Origin of the sequence: Candidatus Villigracilis proximus (genome assembly GCF_016717045.1) — a bacterium.
Classification (GTDB): Bacteria; Chloroflexota; Anaerolineae; order Anaerolineales; family Villigracilaceae; genus Villigracilis; species Villigracilis proximus.
Map to the genome: position 1 here is coordinate 197,645 of NZ_JADJUO010000001.1, position 17,693 is coordinate 215,337.

14 protein-coding genes and 1 pseudogene are annotated in these 17,693 nt (G+C 47.1%); 14 read left to right on the plus strand and 1 reads right to left on the minus strand.

Features of this window, described 5'->3' with window-relative positions; genetic code table 11:
- The first annotated feature begins 147 nt into the window (after window positions 1-147).
- The 11 genes and pseudogenes from IPL71_RS01015 (at window position 148) to IPL71_RS01065 (ending at window position 12,656) form a co-directional block, all read left to right on the plus strand.
- Window positions 148-984, plus strand: a complete 837-nt coding sequence (locus tag IPL71_RS01015) for a WxcM-like domain-containing protein (RefSeq protein WP_345318113.1) — start codon at window positions 148-150, stop codon at window positions 982-984.
- Window positions 985-993: 9 nt separating this feature from the next.
- Window positions 994-2,102, plus strand: a pseudogene (locus IPL71_RS01020) (DegT/DnrJ/EryC1/StrS family aminotransferase).
- Window positions 2,092-2,718, plus strand: coding sequence for an acyltransferase (locus IPL71_RS01025; protein WP_345318114.1), 627 nt, complete (start codon window positions 2,092-2,094; stop codon window positions 2,716-2,718). The pseudogene IPL71_RS01020 and the gene IPL71_RS01025 overlap by 11 nt, the downstream one beginning before the upstream one ends.
- A 35-nt stretch (window positions 2,719-2,753) precedes the next feature.
- Window positions 2,754-3,236 carry a glycosyltransferase gene (locus IPL71_RS01030; RefSeq protein ID WP_345318115.1) on the plus strand — a complete coding sequence of 161 codons (483 nt, stop codon included), beginning with the start codon at window positions 2,754-2,756 and terminating at the stop codon, window positions 3,234-3,236.
- Entirely contained in the window at window positions 3,226-3,930 is a 705-nt protein-coding gene (locus tag IPL71_RS01035) for a glycosyltransferase (protein WP_345318116.1), read from the plus strand. Before IPL71_RS01030 ends, IPL71_RS01035 begins: the two co-directional genes overlap by 11 nt.
- Window positions 3,930-4,946: a lysylphosphatidylglycerol synthase transmembrane domain-containing protein gene (locus tag IPL71_RS01040; RefSeq protein ID WP_345318117.1), complete on the plus strand. Its 1,017-nt coding sequence runs from the start codon at window positions 3,930-3,932 to the stop codon at window positions 4,944-4,946. The genes IPL71_RS01035 and IPL71_RS01040 overlap by 1 nt, the downstream gene beginning before the upstream one ends.
- A 776-nt stretch (window positions 4,947-5,722) precedes the next feature.
- The gene (locus tag IPL71_RS01045) at window positions 5,723-8,164 is read left to right on the plus strand and encodes a hypothetical protein (RefSeq protein ID WP_345318118.1); all 2,442 of its coding nucleotides are present in this window, start codon (window positions 5,723-5,725) and stop codon (window positions 8,162-8,164) included.
- A 94-nt stretch (window positions 8,165-8,258) separates the two neighbouring features.
- The gene (locus IPL71_RS01050; protein ID WP_345318119.1) at window positions 8,259-8,648 is read left to right on the plus strand and encodes a hypothetical protein; all 390 of its coding nucleotides are present in this window, start codon (window positions 8,259-8,261) and stop codon (window positions 8,646-8,648) included.
- Complete coding sequence (locus IPL71_RS01055) at window positions 8,648-10,264, plus strand: hypothetical protein (protein ID WP_345318120.1); 1,617 nt, start codon at window positions 8,648-8,650, stop codon at window positions 10,262-10,264. The genes IPL71_RS01050 and IPL71_RS01055 overlap by 1 nt, the downstream gene beginning before the upstream one ends.
- 243 nt (window positions 10,265-10,507) lie before the next feature.
- Window positions 10,508-11,674 carry a hypothetical protein gene (locus IPL71_RS01060; protein WP_345318121.1) on the plus strand — a complete coding sequence of 389 codons (1,167 nt, stop codon included), beginning with the start codon at window positions 10,508-10,510 and terminating at the stop codon, window positions 11,672-11,674.
- 76 nt (window positions 11,675-11,750) lie between these two features.
- Window positions 11,751-12,656, plus strand: coding sequence for a hypothetical protein (locus IPL71_RS01065; protein ID WP_345318122.1), 906 nt, complete (start codon window positions 11,751-11,753; stop codon window positions 12,654-12,656).
- A 460-nt stretch (window positions 12,657-13,116) separates the two neighbouring features.
- Here IPL71_RS01065 and IPL71_RS01070 read toward each other — a convergent pair whose 3' ends face one another.
- Window positions 13,117-14,385: a glycosyltransferase gene (locus tag IPL71_RS01070; protein ID WP_345318123.1), complete on the minus strand. Its 1,269-nt coding sequence runs from the start codon at window positions 14,383-14,385 to the stop codon at window positions 13,117-13,119.
- A 132-nt stretch (window positions 14,386-14,517) separates the two neighbouring features.
- Here IPL71_RS01070 and IPL71_RS01075 point away from each other — a divergent pair, with 132 nt between their 5' ends.
- The 3 genes from IPL71_RS01075 to IPL71_RS01085 all read left to right on the plus strand — a co-directional run bounded on the left by IPL71_RS01075 (window position 14,518) and on the right by IPL71_RS01085 (window position 17,683).
- Entirely contained in the window at window positions 14,518-16,116 is a 1,599-nt protein-coding gene (locus IPL71_RS01075; protein ID WP_345318124.1) for a glycosyltransferase family 39 protein, read from the plus strand.
- A gap of 89 nt (window positions 16,117-16,205) precedes the next feature.
- Window positions 16,206-16,676, plus strand: a complete 471-nt coding sequence (locus IPL71_RS01080) for a winged helix-turn-helix transcriptional regulator (protein ID WP_345318125.1) — start codon at window positions 16,206-16,208, stop codon at window positions 16,674-16,676.
- Window positions 16,673-17,683 carry an NAD-dependent epimerase/dehydratase family protein gene (locus IPL71_RS01085; RefSeq protein ID WP_345318126.1) on the plus strand — a complete coding sequence of 337 codons (1,011 nt, stop codon included), beginning with the start codon at window positions 16,673-16,675 and terminating at the stop codon, window positions 17,681-17,683. The genes IPL71_RS01080 and IPL71_RS01085 overlap by 4 nt, the downstream gene beginning before the upstream one ends.
- Window positions 17,684-17,693 lie beyond the last annotated feature (10 nt).

Below are 17,693 nucleotides of genomic sequence, written 5' to 3' on the forward strand. Positions count from 1 at the left end.
CAGTTCTTTCCTTGTAAATGTAAATATTTTTGAATAGGATATTTGAATTTCTGAAAATGTCAGACTTCGTTTTTATCACCCAGAAAGTGGAATTGTTGAAACGCGCTCATTGGCGATGGGACGCGTATTTGGGCGTTTGTCCATATATTGCCTGGGGCGCAAATTGGCACCGATTGTAATGTTTGCGATCAGGTTTTTATTGAAAATGATGTGAAGATCGGGGATCGTGTCACGATTAAGAGCGGAGTCCATTTGTGGGATGGTATTTTGCTTGGCGATGACGTTTTCATCGGTCCGAACGTGGCCTTTACGAATGACCTGTTTCCCAGAAGTAAACAGCATCCCTCCGTATATTCACGTACGACAATACAACATGGGGCGTCCATCGGCGCAAACGCCACACTTCTATCTGGTATCACGATCGGGCAGCACGCCATGATTGGAGCAGGGACAGTGGTAACGCGTAACGTCCCGCCGAATGCTGTCGTAGTGGGAAATCCCGGGCGGGTGGTCGGTTTTGTAAATGGGAAAAAAGATCAACGTTTGAAACCGTTGAATGCGTTGACCGAATCTGTTGTGCCGCTGGTGGATAAAGTAAAAATAATTCCTCTTCAAAATTTTCATGAAGATCGGGGCGCACTCTCCTTTGGCGAGGCTGAAAATCATCTGCCATTTATTCCCCAACGCTACTTTGTAATATCTCAAGTTCCGGGGCATGAGGTTCGCGGTCAACATGCACATCGCAAACAGCACCAGTTTCTGACCTGCGTCAGCGGCTCATGTCATGTCGTTGTTGATGATGGCATTGAAAGAGCCGAGGTGTTCCTCTCGTCTCCGCAAGTGGGTTTGCACATTCCGCCTCTGATATGGGGATTGCAATATAAATATTCTTCTGACGCAGTTTTACTTGTCTTCGCTTCTGGAAATTATGATCAGGCTGATTACATCAATGATTACGAAGAATTTTTATCCCGGACTGTATAACATACGAATATGAATAAAGTCTTGTTTCTGGATCTAAAGTCACCTTATCAGGAATTACAAACCGAATTGGATAGGCATATCGTCGTGTCATGGGATCGGGTTGGTATATTTTGGGCGAGGAAGTTGACTCTTTTGAAAAGGATTTTTCAGCATTCTGCCAGACAAAGCATTGTATGGGTGTCGCGAATGGACTGGATGCTTTGCATCTCATCCTGCGGGCCTATGAGATCGGAGAAGGGGACGAGGTGATTGTTCCTTCCAATACATACATCGCCACGTGGCTGGCTGTATCTTATGTGGGAGCGCGTCCTATCCCGATCGAGCCTGATCCTGCCACTTTTAATATTGATTCCGCTCGAATAGAATCTGCCATTACTCCCCGCACGCGTGCGATCTTGGTGGTTCATCTCTACGGGCAGACCGTGGATATGGACGCAGTTCTCGCGATTGCACGCCGCCATAATCTAAAGGTGATCGAAGATTCTGCCCAGGCGCATGGAGCAGCCTACAAACAGAAACAGGCCGGGGCTTTGGGGGATGCGGCAGGCTGGAGTTTTTATCCCGGGAAAAATCTTGGCGCGTTTGGCGATGCCGGCGCTGTCACAACAAATGACGATGAACTGGCTGAACGTATTCGGACGCTGCGAAACTATGGCTCGAAAGTTAAATACTTTAATGAAGTAAAAGGATACAACTCACGTCTTGATCCGCTGCAGGCCGCATTTTTGCGGGTCAAGTTGAAACATTTAAATGGCTGGAATTCCCGGCGTAAGGAAATTGCGCTTCAATATTTATCCTCCCTGTCAGACCTGCCTGAGTTGACATTGCCGCACGTGCCTGAATGGGCTGACCCTGCGTGGCATGTATTTGTCATTCGTCATGCGCAGCGTGATGCTCTGCAAAAATATTTGGGGGAAAACGGAATAGGAACTTTGATTCATTATCCAATTCCGCCGCATCTTTCGGAAGCGTATCAGGATGCAGGTTACGGGAGAGGCGATTTTCCCTTGGCAGAGAATATTGCTCAAACAGTGTTGAGTATTCCGATCGGACCGCATCTTGCCTCTCATCAAACCGCTCAAGTGATATCCGCAATACGGGCCTTTCATGGCAAATAAAATATTGAACAACCTGCGAATACCCTCCTTCTATTTCCTGCCGATTAAATTTATGATGTCTTTTTTCCGCACCATTCGCTTTTATTTTGATGCGTGGTGGTATGGCGGGCGATGTGAAGTAAAAAAGAGGGTTCGTGTCAAATCCACTGCGCTATTTCAAGGGCAGGGACTCCTCATCCTCAATGAGCAGGTTACGTTGGGATATACCCTCGCTGGAGGAATCGCCCTTCCGATTATTTTGCAGCCGCGTGAATCTCAATCTGTAATTCAGATAGGTCAGCGGACTGCGATCATGAATGGCTGTGAGCTGATTGCCCGTACATCCATTGTGATCGGCACGGATTGTCGTATCGGTCCGCATACGCTGATCTACGATGCCGATTTTCATGGGCTCGCTCCCGACCAGCGTGATGAATTGGGAAAGACCGCTGCGGTTCATCTTGAAGATAATGTTTGGGTGGGCTCCCGCTCGATCATTCTTAAAGGCGTAAATATTGGCAGAGATGCTGTGATTGCGGCTGGAAGTGTGGTTACAAAAAATGTTCAGGCTGGCGCAATTGTGGCGGGGAACCCTGCAAGCCAGGTCGGCTCGGTATATGAGAAAAGCGCAAAATAATTTTTTGAAAATTACCATTGATTTGAAAGGCCTACATGGAAGTTCGTGATTTAAGTATTTTATTTATCATCTCAAAAATGGGAAAGGGCGGAGCGCAGCATATCGTTCTTGATCTGGCGAACGCAATGGCAGCGGGCGGAGCCCAGGTGGATTTATTGATTTTTTATCGCACAGCGCAGGACCAGTCCATTTTGGCTGAGTTGGATTCGCGCGTAGGACTTTTGAATATTTTCCCCATCGCACTGGCCTCCGATCATGAGAATTCGCCCAAGAAGATATTCGCCTTTCTTCTCCTGCCATTTCTGGCTTTTTGGTGGACCGTCAGCGGTAGACTGGCAAAATACCATATCGTTCACAGCAATCTGATGCTGGCGTCATTTTTCGCCTGGATCTGCTCGGTTTTTCAATTTCTAAGCCGAAAGCCAGCCCCTAAATATGTTGAGACTTTTCATTCCGATCTGGTTTCCCTGCTTCCCTGGGAACGAAAATTATTTTATCTTTTGGAAAATGTCAGATAGTCTGGTCGTTGAGCTGAGGCGCAGGGATTTTGAGATTCTGCAAAAGGAAATGCCCGGTCATCACATCAGCTATATTCCCTTTGGCATATTTCCTTTGGAAATGCCTGACTGGAATGAAATCGTTGCGCACAAAAAAATATATCGTGACACTCCGATTATTTTAAGCATTATGCGTTTACAGCAGCATCAGAAAAGAGTTCTCGATCTGTTAATGGTCATCGACCAGTTTAGAAAAATCTACAGCGGGTCATTTATATATCTGCTGGTGGGAGATGGCCCCGATCGGCAGCGGGCGCAGGAGTTTGTTCGATCTGCTGGTTTGGATGACTATGTCAAATTCACCGGGTATATGGATGATATTCGGCTGATCTGCGCAACCGCCAGAGTATTTTTGATCGCCGGGATTGAAGACCTCGTGGGCATTGCCGGGTTGCAGGCCGCATCTCTTGGTGTTCCAATTGTTTCCCTGCAAATGGATCCGGAATGGAAAAATACTGAATCCATATTTTTTAATTCCGCCTCTCATCAGGTTCTTGCAGAAGAGCTTGAAAGGCTTGTCCGTGATGATGCATATTATAAAAATGCGTCCGGTTATGCGGCTTCCACGGTGCAAAGCACATTTTCCGTGGACCAGATGGTCGCTTCCTATGCGCGCGTTTACACATCCATTGTTACAAAAGAAAAGACTGGCTGATGATGAAAATCTCCAGAGAACCACAGCAAACAACCGGCGCTAAAAATTTACTTTGGTCTGCCGCAAAGATTATTATCGGCTTCCTTCTGATCATTTTTGTTGTTTCCAGAGCCGGTCTTTCTGAGATCACTACGCTGATTGCTCAAGTCTCCTGGGGTTGGCTGGGATTCACTTTCATTTTATTTTCTCTGCTTTCCCTGTTGAAGGCCTGGCAATATCATGTATTGTTTGATTCTGACTTCCCATATTCCCAGATATTAAGCGTCGTTATATTGCAGAATGCGATCTCAAATTTTGTCGCGTCAAGTGCAGGGGTCGCCGCCTATTTGACCATGCTGCGGGCGGATCAGGGTATTAAGATCGGCCGCAGCGCTTCTGTATTTGTGATCACCAAGGTTGGTGACCTGATCGCGATCTGGCTGGGATTAATAATTTCCCTGCTGTTTGTCTGGCAGCAGGTCGATGCGGTGCATAACCTTGTTTTGTTTTTACTCGTATTGATCGGCGCCGGACTGATAGTCTTTGGCGCGATCATTCTTCTGCGCCGTAAATTTGTTGACGTTCTAAGCCGCGTGATTGAACAGACGGGGCTGATGAAATTTCAATTGATTCAGCGCCTGTTGGCGCTTGCGGGTACATTGGCAGACATTGAACAAAAGAATGTTTTGCGCATCATGCTGACCGCCTGCGGACTCTCCTGCACATATTTAATCCTAACCTTTGCCTGGACATATAGCTCCTTGCATACATTTAATTTACCCGTAACGATCTGGGTGGTTATTTTTGTAAGCTGCATGCTTCAGCTCCTTTCCATTATCCCCATTCAGGTCTTTGGCGGATTGGGAGTCAGCGAGGCTGCGTCTTTATATTTCTTCGGGTTGTTTGGGTTTTCTCAAGGTCAATTAGCGGCCGTGCTGATCGGCCAGCGCATATTGTTTTATCTGACAAATCTGACTGTACTGTTATACTTGCCATTGCACGCTTTATTTCTTAATCGTCCCGTTAAAAAAGAATAACGGAACCACCAGTCCGTTTATCCGATCCCATATCCGTTTATGCAAACACAAAAAGAATCCCCTAAAAATATCACTCAATTATTATCCATCGGCCTCATCGCAGGATTAGTATTCGCTTATTTCGAAGTTAAAACGCTTTGGACGCCGGAACAGGTTTGGAATAAATTATTAACTCCAATTGGCATTGCAACCATCAGCCTGTATATATTGCTTGCGATCATCGGCTTGACCGTTCTTGTCTTTAGTTTGCAAAAGCCGCAGCCGATTCAAATCCTCGCCGAAAAGTTGACCTTTATCCGCTGGCCGATTGCAATTACCTTGATCGGATTCATCGTCTGGATGCATCTCTTTTCTCCCTGGCAGTTGACTCTCACCTTCCCGTGGACTCAATTCATCTTTGCCGCGGCTCTCGCCCGACTGGTAGCCTGGCTCTTTGCTCCCAAACAGAATCAGCCCTTTGGCTGGAGTGAACTCGCGCTGGCATTCAGTCTTTTTCTTTATCCGCGCATCGTGCAGGAAGTGCGGCTTTTGTATCCAGCCGCATTGTTCACACGCGGCGCACTCGCCATGGGATTTATTTTTCAGGCAGGGTTGATCTACATGCTTTATCAACCTTTCGGCGAAAGACTGCGCACAAAATTATTGGCATTTCGTCCACAACTCGGGCATGCCCGTGTATTTCTGGCGGCCTTCGTTTTGCTGACGCCATTCATGCATCGTTATCTCGTTGGCGTGGGGAGTATATTCAATATCCAAATCTGCGTTTTGCAATTTGGTTGGTCGCTCTTTGGGCGGCGGCATATCTCCTTTGTACTGAATCAGGCCGCTTCGTTACGTTTGAATCGTTGGTTATATCCACAGGCTGGCTGGTACTTGTATCCGCCATCACGCGTTCACTCCTGCTTGTTGTAAACGATCCTTTCGGGCTGTATTGGTCGGAGGGGAATCGAATGTACGATTACTCGCTGGTCTTCGCTCAGGATTTATATAATTACGCCGGTCGTATCCCCGACCCATATAACACACCCGGGCGTTATAGTTTGTGGGGCGTGCTCTATCTCTGGCAGGGACTGCCGATCTGGGCGCATCGTTTGTGGAACATCGTTTTGTTAACGCTGCCTTCATTTGTATTGGCCTGGGCATTGACCAGAAAACTCTCAGACTTTATTTTGCGGAATGCATCCTTTCTTTGGATCACAGCTTTTTTTATTTTGCTTGCGCCTTTGCATCCGCCGTTTATGATCGTAGCCATCATCGTTGCCTTGTTCGCATTTCATCCATCACCTTATGTGCGCGGCGCATCACTGGTGGCCGCCAGTTTATACGCCGGCATCAGCCGTTGGACTTGGGTCTTCGCGCCTGGCGCGTGGGGCGCATTGATCGATCTGCTTTTATATTATCCGAAACGCGAAGGTCATTGGTTTAAACGTTTGCTTCCCACGATATTAATGGCTGTGCTTGGTGCGGCGCCTGGATTTTTATCAAACATTGGAAACTTTTTAGGATACACATCTGGCGAAGTCACCACCGCGCAGCAGCCCTTGCTCTGGTATCGCCTCCTTCCCAATCTGACACTTGGCCCCGGCATCGTCTTATTGATCCTGCTGACCACAGGTCCGCTGGTGGCTTTACTGCTTTATAAAATATTCTCGCGCCAATGGAAACTGGACGGCTTTCAACAAGCAGCCATTCTCGGCGCATTGACTGGTTTCCTTGCCATCGGTTTGGTCATCAGCACCAAGATCGGCGGTGGCGGCGACCTGCACAATCTCGATATGTACATCGGCACGCTGATCGTGGTCATCATGCTCGGGTTGACCGGACAGCCCGCCTTGAGCGAGTCAAAAAGCCCCGCATGGACCTTGGCCGCACTATGCTTCTTTGCATTGCTGCCTGTTTATCAATTTACCCCTTTCTTTCCATCTGCCGCGTATCATTCACGGCTTGATATACCCGCACAGGAAGATACAGATAAAGCCCTGATACAGATTCGAGCCGCCGTTGAAGAAACCGCCGCCCTCGGCGAAGTCCTCTTCATGGATCAACGCCAACTGCTGACCTTTGGATACATGCCAAAGATTCCATTTGTGGCTGAGTACGAAAAAAAATATATGATGGATCAGGCAATGGCTTCGAATGAAATTTATTTTCAACCCTACTATCAAGACCTTGCCAATCAACGGTTCGCGTTGATCGTCACCGAGCCGCTTAAGATGGATCTGAAAAATGAAGGCGGAATCTTCTCTGAAGAAAATGACTTGTGGGTTACCTGGGTTTCCGCGCCCACTTTATGTTTTTACGAACCCGTCATGACCGATAAATCCGTGGGCGTGCAATTGCTTGTGCCGCGCAAAGATCTGATCGGCTGTGAAAATATTTGCAATAGGTGTCTCTTGAATTTTAAATATCTTATACCCCGTATTGCGCGCCGCTTTCTTCCCGAACGCATCGTGCGCTTTTTATTACTGCGTTCACTTGTCATCCAACCCGGTCTGGAAACCCGCGATCCACAGGCCGCTGTTCAGCGTTATGTTGATATCTTAACCGAACGCGGTGATTCGCTCGCAGGCAAACGCGTGATGGTCTTTGGCTACGGCGGCCGTTTTGACATCGGCGTTGGTCTGCTCGAATCAGGCGCGGATTCAGTTGTGCTCTGCGAAAAATACGCCCCGCCAGACGACTCTCACAACAGGACTCTTCTTCCCCAATACGAAGCGCATCTTCTCTTAAGCGGACAATTGGTACGGCCACGAAATGAACGCATCACACTGTTAGAAGCAGACATCCGCGACGTGAAGTCAGCCGATCTCGCGCCTGTTGACCTTATCATCAGCAACTCGGTCTATGAGCATCTTGACGACGTGGAAGGAATCACCCGTGCCCTTGCCGCGTTGACCAAGCCCTCCGGCCTGCATATTCACTTTGTAGACCTGCGCGATCACTTCTTCAAGTATCCATTTGAAATGCTGGCGTACTCAAAACAGACCTGGTACAGATGGCTTAATCCGTCCAGTAATCACAACCGTTACCGCGTCTGGGAGTATCGCCGCGTCTTTGAATCATCTTTCCATAACGTGGAGCTAACTGTGCTGCAACGCAATAAAACCGAATTCGAGAAGGCCCGTCCGCGTATTCGGCCAGAATTTATCAGCGGCAATCTCGAAGATGACACAGTTGAATTAATCCGCGTGGTGGCTGCCCGGCCTAAAATTTCTTAACTCAGAAATAAAAAATAAGGTGTTTTCCCTTTGTGTCCTTCGTATTTAATTTTTTGCAGGAAATAACCGAGTCAATCCGGAGCTCTTCCCTATAATGATCTCTCAACTTCTAAACATTCTTCCGCTTCTTATCTGGTTTTTAGTTTGGGCCATCGGCGGCTGGCTGATCGTGGTCGGGTTTAATATTCCGCGTCGTGAGCAAATGATCACGGGGATTTCGCTCGGCATGGTCTTGCAGCTTTGGTTGTCCAATGGCTTTGCCCATTTTGCGCCGATCCTTTCCGCGTTTTGGCTGGGGGCTTTTGCAACACTCGCACTTGGTTTTATTTTTGCATGGCCGCGCTTAAAGATGGGGGGCAAAGGTATTTTCTTGATCTCGTGGGGGCAGCTCGCTTCCCTGGCGTTGATCGTATATCTTTTGCCATCATTGGCTTCGGCCTCAATATTTTCGATGATCGTCAAAATTTACCGGCAGCCTCCTTAATGGCGCTGGGAGACATTCCTCCTCATTTTCCGTTCGATCTGAACGTTGCTTTTGGCTATCATTATTTATTGATCCTGTTGGGTGCGCAATTGATGCGCCTCGGCGATATCTTCGCCTGGACCGCCATGGATTTGGCACGCGCGCTGGTATTCGGCCCGACCATTATGCTCACCTATCTGTGGACACGCCGCATGACGCGCAGTCACATGGCCGGGATATTCGGCGGCTTGTTCATGGCCTTTTCTTCAGGCGTGCGCTGGATATTGCTGATATTCCCTCCCGCTTTTGTTGCGTGGATTTCAGATCGCATTACCTTGATCGGTTCAGGCAAAATTTCGGGTGAGAACCTCTCCGAGGCATTAACTAATTTTTGGAAAATTGAAGGCGCCGGCCCGATCGAGTTTCCGTTTGCGTTTGTCAACGGCTTGAATAGCTCCAATACCATGGCACATAACGGTGTCGGTGTACTCGGCCTTTTGATTTTGATTCTGGTCTTAATGTTGTATCGCCGCACGCAGGATTTTAAGAGCGGAGCGATCATTGCTGTTTTACTTGCTGCGTCTGCGCTGGTTAGCGAGTTTGGCTTTCTTACGCTTCTCCCGAATTTGTTCTTTGTAATTCTGGTGTATTTGCTTGTACAACATGCACGCCAAATTCCGCGCAGTGCGATCATGTGGATTTTGATAGTGAGTGCGGCTTCGGTCATTTCTTTAATTCAAGGCGGTGTGTTGACGGTTATCGCACAGGACCTTGTCGCAGGTTTGATGGGAGGCACGCGTGAGGGGTATCACACGTTTGGCGTAATTTTTGCCTGGCCGCCGACAGTCATCTCGGCTCATCTTGGTACGCTATCCTTATTTAACCCTGCTCAATTACTGGTTGCGTTGCTTGAAATGGGACCCGTGTTACTCGTCTTGCCATTGTTGTTTATCTGGGGACTAAAAATGACACGCCTTCAACGCTGGTGGGAAGCCATACTGGCCGCTGGCGCTGCGACAGGATTCGTTGTGCTTTTTGTGCAATATGCGGGCAGTGCGGGCATTAGTGCCAATAGTCGTTTGTTAAGTAATATTATTTTCCCTGCTTCCTTATATGCAGTTCCGTTTGTGTGGATATGGGCCAGGAAGCGCACTGAAACGATCAAGGCCGGAGCCGCTGTGCTGGGGCTAATATCCATTTTTGGCGGATTGTTCATCTTTGGCATTGAATTGATCGCCGCGCAGAAGCCAACCCTGCCGTTTTTCATCCAGGAATTGGATGTACGCATCTCCAAACAATATTGGAATCAGTTGGAGCCCGCTTCCCAGGTTTTTGATCTGCTTCCGCATCGCGCAGTGACGGTCTTTGGCCGTTTTTCCGATTCCTATGAAACCCTATATATTCCATATCCAGAGTGGGTGGAATTGGGCATTGAGCCCGATCCCTATGAATTACAGGCGGCTGGCTATGATTATGTGTATTTTGGGGCTGAGGAATGGGATCTTTGGAGTGAGCAGAATCGCACCCTGTTTCAGGATGCGTGTGTTCAGATTGTGGATGAAGTAAAGGGCATCCGCGCGCCTGATGATTATCGAAAGGATTTTCGCAGGCTGATAAATATCTCGGCTTGTAAATAAGAATAGGGCGCCCGGGCGCCCTATTCTTATGGTTATCTCCGGTTGTGCAGAAGCGAATATCGAAGATATATAATACTCACTGTCACAAATTGCGCTTTCCCCTCTCTAAAAAGCGCAATTTGTGACCGAGTGCGGTATAAAATAAATTTTCCCGTTCGATTCTTTTGGGAATTTTCGGGGTGTTGAATAAAGATATAATTTGATTTGAAGTATCTTTTATGAAAAATCGATCCGGAGTTCCGCATGTCCTTTGCCTCAAATCTTTCCAATAAAAATAGATGGATCGCTCTTTTTAGCCTGTGGGCCTTGCATGGATTAATCGCCTTGTGGCAGTTTGTTATTTTGCCTGCCGATCAGGGTAACTTTTTTTTGGGGCTATCCTTTCAACGGACATTGATGAGCGGGATGCTGGCTTTTTGGATCATTCTCAACTTTGCCTTGATTGTTTTTATGCTCCGCACTTCCGTGTGGATGGATAAAGCGCAGGTGTTCTTAAAAAGAACCGCAATACGTGATGGTATTTTGATCGTTACATCAATTCTTGTGACGTTTAGATTGTTCTTGATGATAATTTTGGAACTGTCCGGGCTGACAGGAGATTTTAACTACACCGCTTATCTGGAACGACTCTCGCCCATCCTCAATTTGATGACCTTTGTTTCCCTGGAAATCATTGTGATTATTTTATTTTTTAATTTTCACAATTTGGATATTTACAAAAAGATCCCCGCCGGTTTCCCGGCAAGGGTCTTGATCGTCCTGACAGTCCTCGGACTCGCGAGTCTTTTTATATCCATTACCGATTTGGGGATCGCGACAGTCTACAAGGGAGATTGGGCACGCGGACAGCCCGCAGTTCCTTTGCTGGAGTGGCAGATCGTTCTGGCTTGTCTGTTTTGTCTCGGCATGATTATTTTTGAAACAAGTGGGAAAAGATTTAAATTTCAGCGGCTGGACCTGTGGATTTCTGTTGCGGTATGGCTGTTAACTGTTGTTTTTTGGCTCGGACAACCGGTTATTCCAAATCCATCCGCGTTGGATCCAATTGGACCGAATTATGAAATCTATCCATTTATTGATGCCCAGGTCTATGATGGATATGCCCAGTCCATTTTGATTGGCAATGGCTTGGGCGCGAATGATATTCCCCAGCGTCCCATCTACATAGTGTTCCTTGCATTTATCCATTCACTAGTCGGGCAAAATTATGCCGATGTGATTTCCGTCCAATCGCTGTTTCTGGCTTTGTTTCCTGTTTTGTTATACCTGTTTGGCTCGGAATTTTTTGGGCGGCCCGTGGGGATTTCCATCGCCCTGCTTGCAGTTTTGCGCGATTACACATCAAACCTTGTCTCTCCATTTACAGGCAATCTTAGCTATTCAAAAGTCTACCGAAAAACGATTACTTGATATTGCAAGTGGAGCCATTTTAAGCAACCCATGGGGCGCGGTAAATGGAATTATCAATTCTTTTGCAAATCATGGCGTGAATAATATTTTGTTGTTTCCATTACGAAGCGACCTCAAACATCCTCTCGAACTTTGGACGCCAACCTACGCCTTCTGGCAAATGTGGGAAGGCAGACCCAATTTATCCCAGAGCCTATTGCTTGGATTTTATCTTTTTCTTTTTGGGCTGGGATTAACCACCGCCTGGCAAAAAAATGGCTGGATGGGATTTCTGCCCCTGGTGCTTAACCTGGTCTATAACCTGTGGACTTCGCTGGCGCTTCTCTCAGGTCAACGCTTCATGCTGACGATGGACTGGTCGGTGTATCTATATTATATGATCGGCCTTTTTGCATTGTTAAGTGCGTTTCTATTCGCGCTTGAAAATGGACGTTCGCTGATCCTCAAATGGTATGAGGAAAATACTATTTCGCTTGCGGCGCATGTCAGCCTGCCAAATATTCCGCAATATCTTTTTGCAGAGATATTATTCCTGGGTGTTGGTCTTTCTCTTCCATGGAGCGAAAAAATATTTTCGCAAAGATACCCGCTTGAATCTCAAGAGTCCATGCGGAGCGTGCTTGCGGCGCAGACCAATGTCGATGCGGCATGCTTAAAAAAAGTTGTGGACGATAACCAGTTGACCTTCGTGCAGGGGCGGGCTTTATATCCGCGCTATTATGAGGCTGGCTTCGGCGAATCGTTTACCGATGCCGTCGGCTACAAAGCTGTGGATGAAGGCCGGCTGGTCTTTGAAATGATCGGACAGAAAAAGGCCCGCATCGTCTTTCCACTGTTGGAGACGCCAAAATTCTTTCCCAACGCATCAGATGTGACCTTGGCTTTTGACAACAATGGCGAAATGTGGTTCGTGCTGGTAAAACAGGGCAATACACAGGCCGCGTATTCTTCCACCCTATTTGACCCCGCAATTTGTAAATAATATTATGGAGTCGATCAGCTTGCTGATGGACTTAAGAGTCTGTCAGCAAAAGCCCCAAAGCCACGAAAACACAAAGTTTATTTCTTTGAGGCTTGGATGCTTTGTGGCAAGCCTTAATAATTTTCTTGCAGGTTCTTATTAACTCACCATACGCAGCATCACTCCGAAGGAGTGAAATGATTCTAGAATTAACGAAAAAATTCGTCTAACCCCGAAGGGGTGTCATGATCTTTGGCATTATTCATTATGTAACGTGATTTAAATAAAAAGTGTGTCATGTGCTGATCTCGGCACGTGACACACTTTTTTGATTCAACGATTCTAATTACACAAATTTAATACGACGTGCGGCGAATGCCACCATTCTCAACAACAGCAACCCGTGTTTCCATCGTGAGATATTGGTTGTGCCGTAGGTGCGGTCACGATAGCGGATCGGGAGATCAATAATTTTTCGAGTTTAATTGGCAGCGCCGAAGATCAGGTCGAAAGCGCCGAAGGGATCGAAATCTCCAAAGTAGGAGCGATTGGCCGCGATCTCCGCGTAATCTTTGGCCCACATTACTTTTGTGCCGCATAAGGTGTCTTTGATGGGCTGCCCCAATAACCATGAGAATGTCATGCTGAATAATTTATTGCCGATGAAGTTCAGCGTGCGCATGGCTTCTTTTTCCATTGGATAAACAAGACGCACGCCATTGATGAATTCACCTTTGCCTGAGACGATGGCATCATAAAAACGCGGCAGGTCTTCAGGTGGGACGGTCAAGTCTGCATCGAGGATCATCAGGATATCGCCGGTGGCTTTCTCGAAGCCGAGTCGAATTGCGTCCGCTTTGCCGATGCCCGGTTGACGGAAGAGCAGGCTTGGCGTCGAAGGGTGAAGCGGAATTTCATCCGCAATGGTTTCGTAGGTGTTATCGCGTGAATGTCCTTCAACGAAAACGATCTCGGTCCGGCTTCCCATCTTCGGCACGCGTTCAAAGATCGCTTTGACATTGCCTGCTTCGTTGCGCGCGGCGATGACCACGGAAACGCTGGGTTGTTCTGTGGGTTGCGCCTCAGGACGCGCAATGACAAAATTGGAAAGTGCAAATGCGTTGAAGGGCCAGAGTTTTACGAGATACCGATTTGCAAGCCCGCCCAATGGCAGCGGCCATAAAATTTCGCGCGTGGTGCGAATATTTTCAAAACCCGAAAGGTGGAGCATGTTATTGATATCTTCCGGGGTGAGCCAGTTTTGATTCAGCATGGGCGCGGCCAGGTTAAGAGACTGCGCAATGGTCAGCGGGAATTGCCAGAGATGACTATAGAAATTAATAATGATGCGCGTATGCGGTGTGCATAACCTGCGTATTTGATCGAACGCCAGTTGTACATCCCATAGGTCGTTAATGGTGTCTGAAAGAATGATGACATCAAATTCACCTTCGATACCTGAGAGATCATGCGCGTCGGCCTGATAATACTCAAGTTCTGGATGGCGTTTTTTGGCCCTTGCGATCATCTCGGCTGAAAAATCAATACCGACACCGCGCGAAGGGTGTAGGTGCGCCAGCAGACTGCCCATACCGCATCCGATTTCAAGGACACGTTGATTTGGGTTGACCAGATATTGATAGATTTCGATTAAGCGGCGGTGGTACCATCTGCCCATGCCGTGCCAGTGGTCGCGTTTTTGAGCGATGGCATCCCAGTGATCTTGACGAGTTTGAAAATAAGCTTCCATTATGCTTCCTTTATTTTTTGTTGTTACGATTATAATGCTGATTAATTTTAGTTTTGAAGCTATTCCCGAGTTTTTCGTGTTTTACTTGTTTTTTTCGGTCTATTTTTAAAAAATCAGATGTTCAGGTGCATCATGCAGCAACAGTTACCGTCTTCCCTTCGTTATGGCTTGTTCGAGAAGATCATTACAACAGGGTGGCTGGGACTGTTGATTTTGGGGATATTGTCCAATCCTTTGTTTTCCTATCCGGGGCGTGATGGCGGGATTTTTCTATATATCGGCTCGCTGGTCCTAAAGGGAAAAATTCCCTATCTGGATGTTTGGGAAAATAAGGGACCCCTCGTTTTTTATATTAACGCACTTGGGCTTTTTCTAACCAACGGGTCACGTTGGGGGGGATGGCTGCTTGAATTCCTTTTCTTTTTGGGCGCCGGATATATTGGTTATACCCTGGTCAAACGCTTGATGGGAATGATCCCGGCTCTGATCGGGACGTTTATCTGGATCACCGCTGCTGGAAATACGTTGCAAGGTGGAAATTTTTCAGAAGAATATTCGCTGCTGTTTAGTTTTATTGCTGTATTGTTTTATTTGAAAAGTCTGGAGCGATCAGATCATAAGATTTACACGTTTCTGGTTGGGGTTTCCCTCGGCGCAAATATTTTACTTCGACCCAATAATATCGGTATGCAGGCTGGAACTGCGGGCGCCTATTTTGTTTTGGCGATTTTATCCAGAGATTGGCGTTTGCTTTTTCAAAGAGCCATTCTGATGCTTTTTGGCGTCGTGGTTGTGCTGGCTCCAGTTGTTTTGTATTTTACCCTGCAAGGTGCGCTACAGGAAATGATCAATGTTGTGCTGGTCTTTAATGCTCAATATAGCGAAGGGGGCGGGCTGACTCGAATTTTGGAGGGTCTGTTAAATGCTTCTGCCTCAATCGGTTTTGTGTTTGTAGTTATTGCGCTGCTTGGGTATGGCCTATCTCTATTTTCGTTTTTTAAGCGTCAAGTGGTTGATACGCTTCTGGGAAAATTCCTTTTAATTTTGGTGATCGGCTGGCCGATTGAAGCGGTATTAAGCTCGCTTTCAGGCCGAAATTATCCGCATTACTTTCTTGGATGGTCGCCATATTTGGGGCTGTTAGCGGCTTATCTAATTTATATTTTTCTGCATAAATTCGCGCCTCGTGCTGAGCAATATACTTTTGTGCTTTTATTAGCTTTGTTGGCTATTCTTCCGATCGGAAAAATCAATGTCTGGAAAAATTACGGCGCTGTCCTTGCGCAGATAGTTTCTTCAGAAACTGATGTAGATTATCGTGACCCCGTGACTTCCTATATTCGTGAGAATACAGCGCCTCAAGACGAAGTCTTTGTCTGGGGATTTCGCCCGATCATTAATTTTGCTTCTGACAGAGAATCGCCCGCGTCATTTCTGCCCTATCCACTGATCCATGTGGACACTCCGTTGGGGGAGCATTGGGCAGATCAGTTTTATTCCCAATTCACGGCAGATCCGCCAGAACTGGTTATCAACATGATCGAACCCGCTGACCGTGAACGCATCCCCGATATTGATCCCGAGGTCCGTAAGCAATATAAGATCAAATATAAGGATGTTGTCCTCGCGCATAATTACAAGGATATGCTGGATTTTATCCATGAAAACTATACCCGTGTTGATACCGTGGATGGGTATGATATTTATCGCTTAAATTCACAAACTCCCTGAACGTAAACCCAAATGGGGCAAAAAATAGTTGATTCGCAACCCGTTATTCCTGTTATAATTCAGCCACTGAATTTTGGAACACAAAATATATGGAATCAACAAACGACGAACTCCGCGAACTCTCCCTGCTTGAACAAATCGAGAGCGACCCCGATGTAAACCAATCTGCGCTGGCTACCCAATTGGGGGTGGCAGTTGGCACTGTTAATTGGCATTTAAAACGACTCATCGCCAAGGGCGCGGTCAAGGTTTCGCGTGCCGAGCGCAAGAAACTGCGCTATATCATTACCCCCGAAGGACTTGCCCTGCGCGCCCGCCTCGCGGTGGATTATGTGGAACGTTCTTTCTCTGTTTATCGCCGAACCCGTCAGCGGGTGAAGGATCATGTGGCGAAAATTCGCAATGCCGGTTTCGATCGCGTGCGTATTGTCGGCGCTGGCGGTGTGGCTGATATTTGCAAACTCACATGTCTTGAACAAGGTATTTCGGTTGTAAATGATAAAACCGCACCTTCCTTGATTTTGGATGGATATAAGATTCGACTGGAGGGCATAGAATGACAGAGCGTCATATACTGATCACAGGCGGAGCCGGATATATCGGTTCGATCCTGACCTCGGAGTTGCTGCGCGCCAATTACAGAGTCACCGTCCTCGACAGTTTACTGTTCGGCGGCGAGAGCATTGTCCCGTTTCTGAATCATCCCAACTTCCACTTTGTCAAAGCTGACGTAACCGAGAATCGTGCAGTGCGTGATTCTCTCAAACGTGACTGGCAAAAGCCGGACACCGTAATTCATCTGGCGGCGATCGTTGGCTTCCCAGCCTGTCAGGCGGTGGGAAAGCAGGTATCCTGGAAGTACAATGTCGAGGCCACAAAAAATGTCCATGGTCAGTCAGCAGATTTGGGCGTGGAAAGAATCGTGTTCGCGTCCACCTACAGCAACTATGGTTTATCTGAAGACGGCAAGCCGGTCACCGAAGAATCCCCTTTAAATCCGCAATCATTATATGCAGAGACAAAGATCGCCAGCGAGGAATTTTTGCTTGCGCAAAAAGATACCGTGACTGCGCCTTTGTTGTTCCGCTTTGCAACTTTATATGGAATTTCTCCGCGCACACGCTTTGACTTGATCGTCAATCAATTTGTACTTGAAGCATTCACGAAGAGAGCGCTCATCATTTATCAGCGCGGATATTCGCGCTCGTTCGTTCACATCCGCGATGTGGTGCGCGGCGTGATGATGGGTATCGAAGCCGATAAAGATATTGTGCGCGGGCAGGTTTTTAACCTTGGCACTGAAAACGGAAATTATTCCAAAAACGATATTGTAGGCTTGGTGCTTAAGCGTATGCCAGAAACAATTGTGGAATATAAGGATATGTCTTTTGGCGGTGACATGCGTGATATCACGGTTTCATTTGAAAAAATCAAACGCGTACTTGGCTTTGATACCACATTGAATGTGGATGATGGCGTGCGTGAAGTTTTGTTTGCGCTGAAATCCGGCTTGATCCGCAACCCAACAGATGACCGTTACCGCAACGCGCAGTTTATTGTTCAATAATTTAATTTCA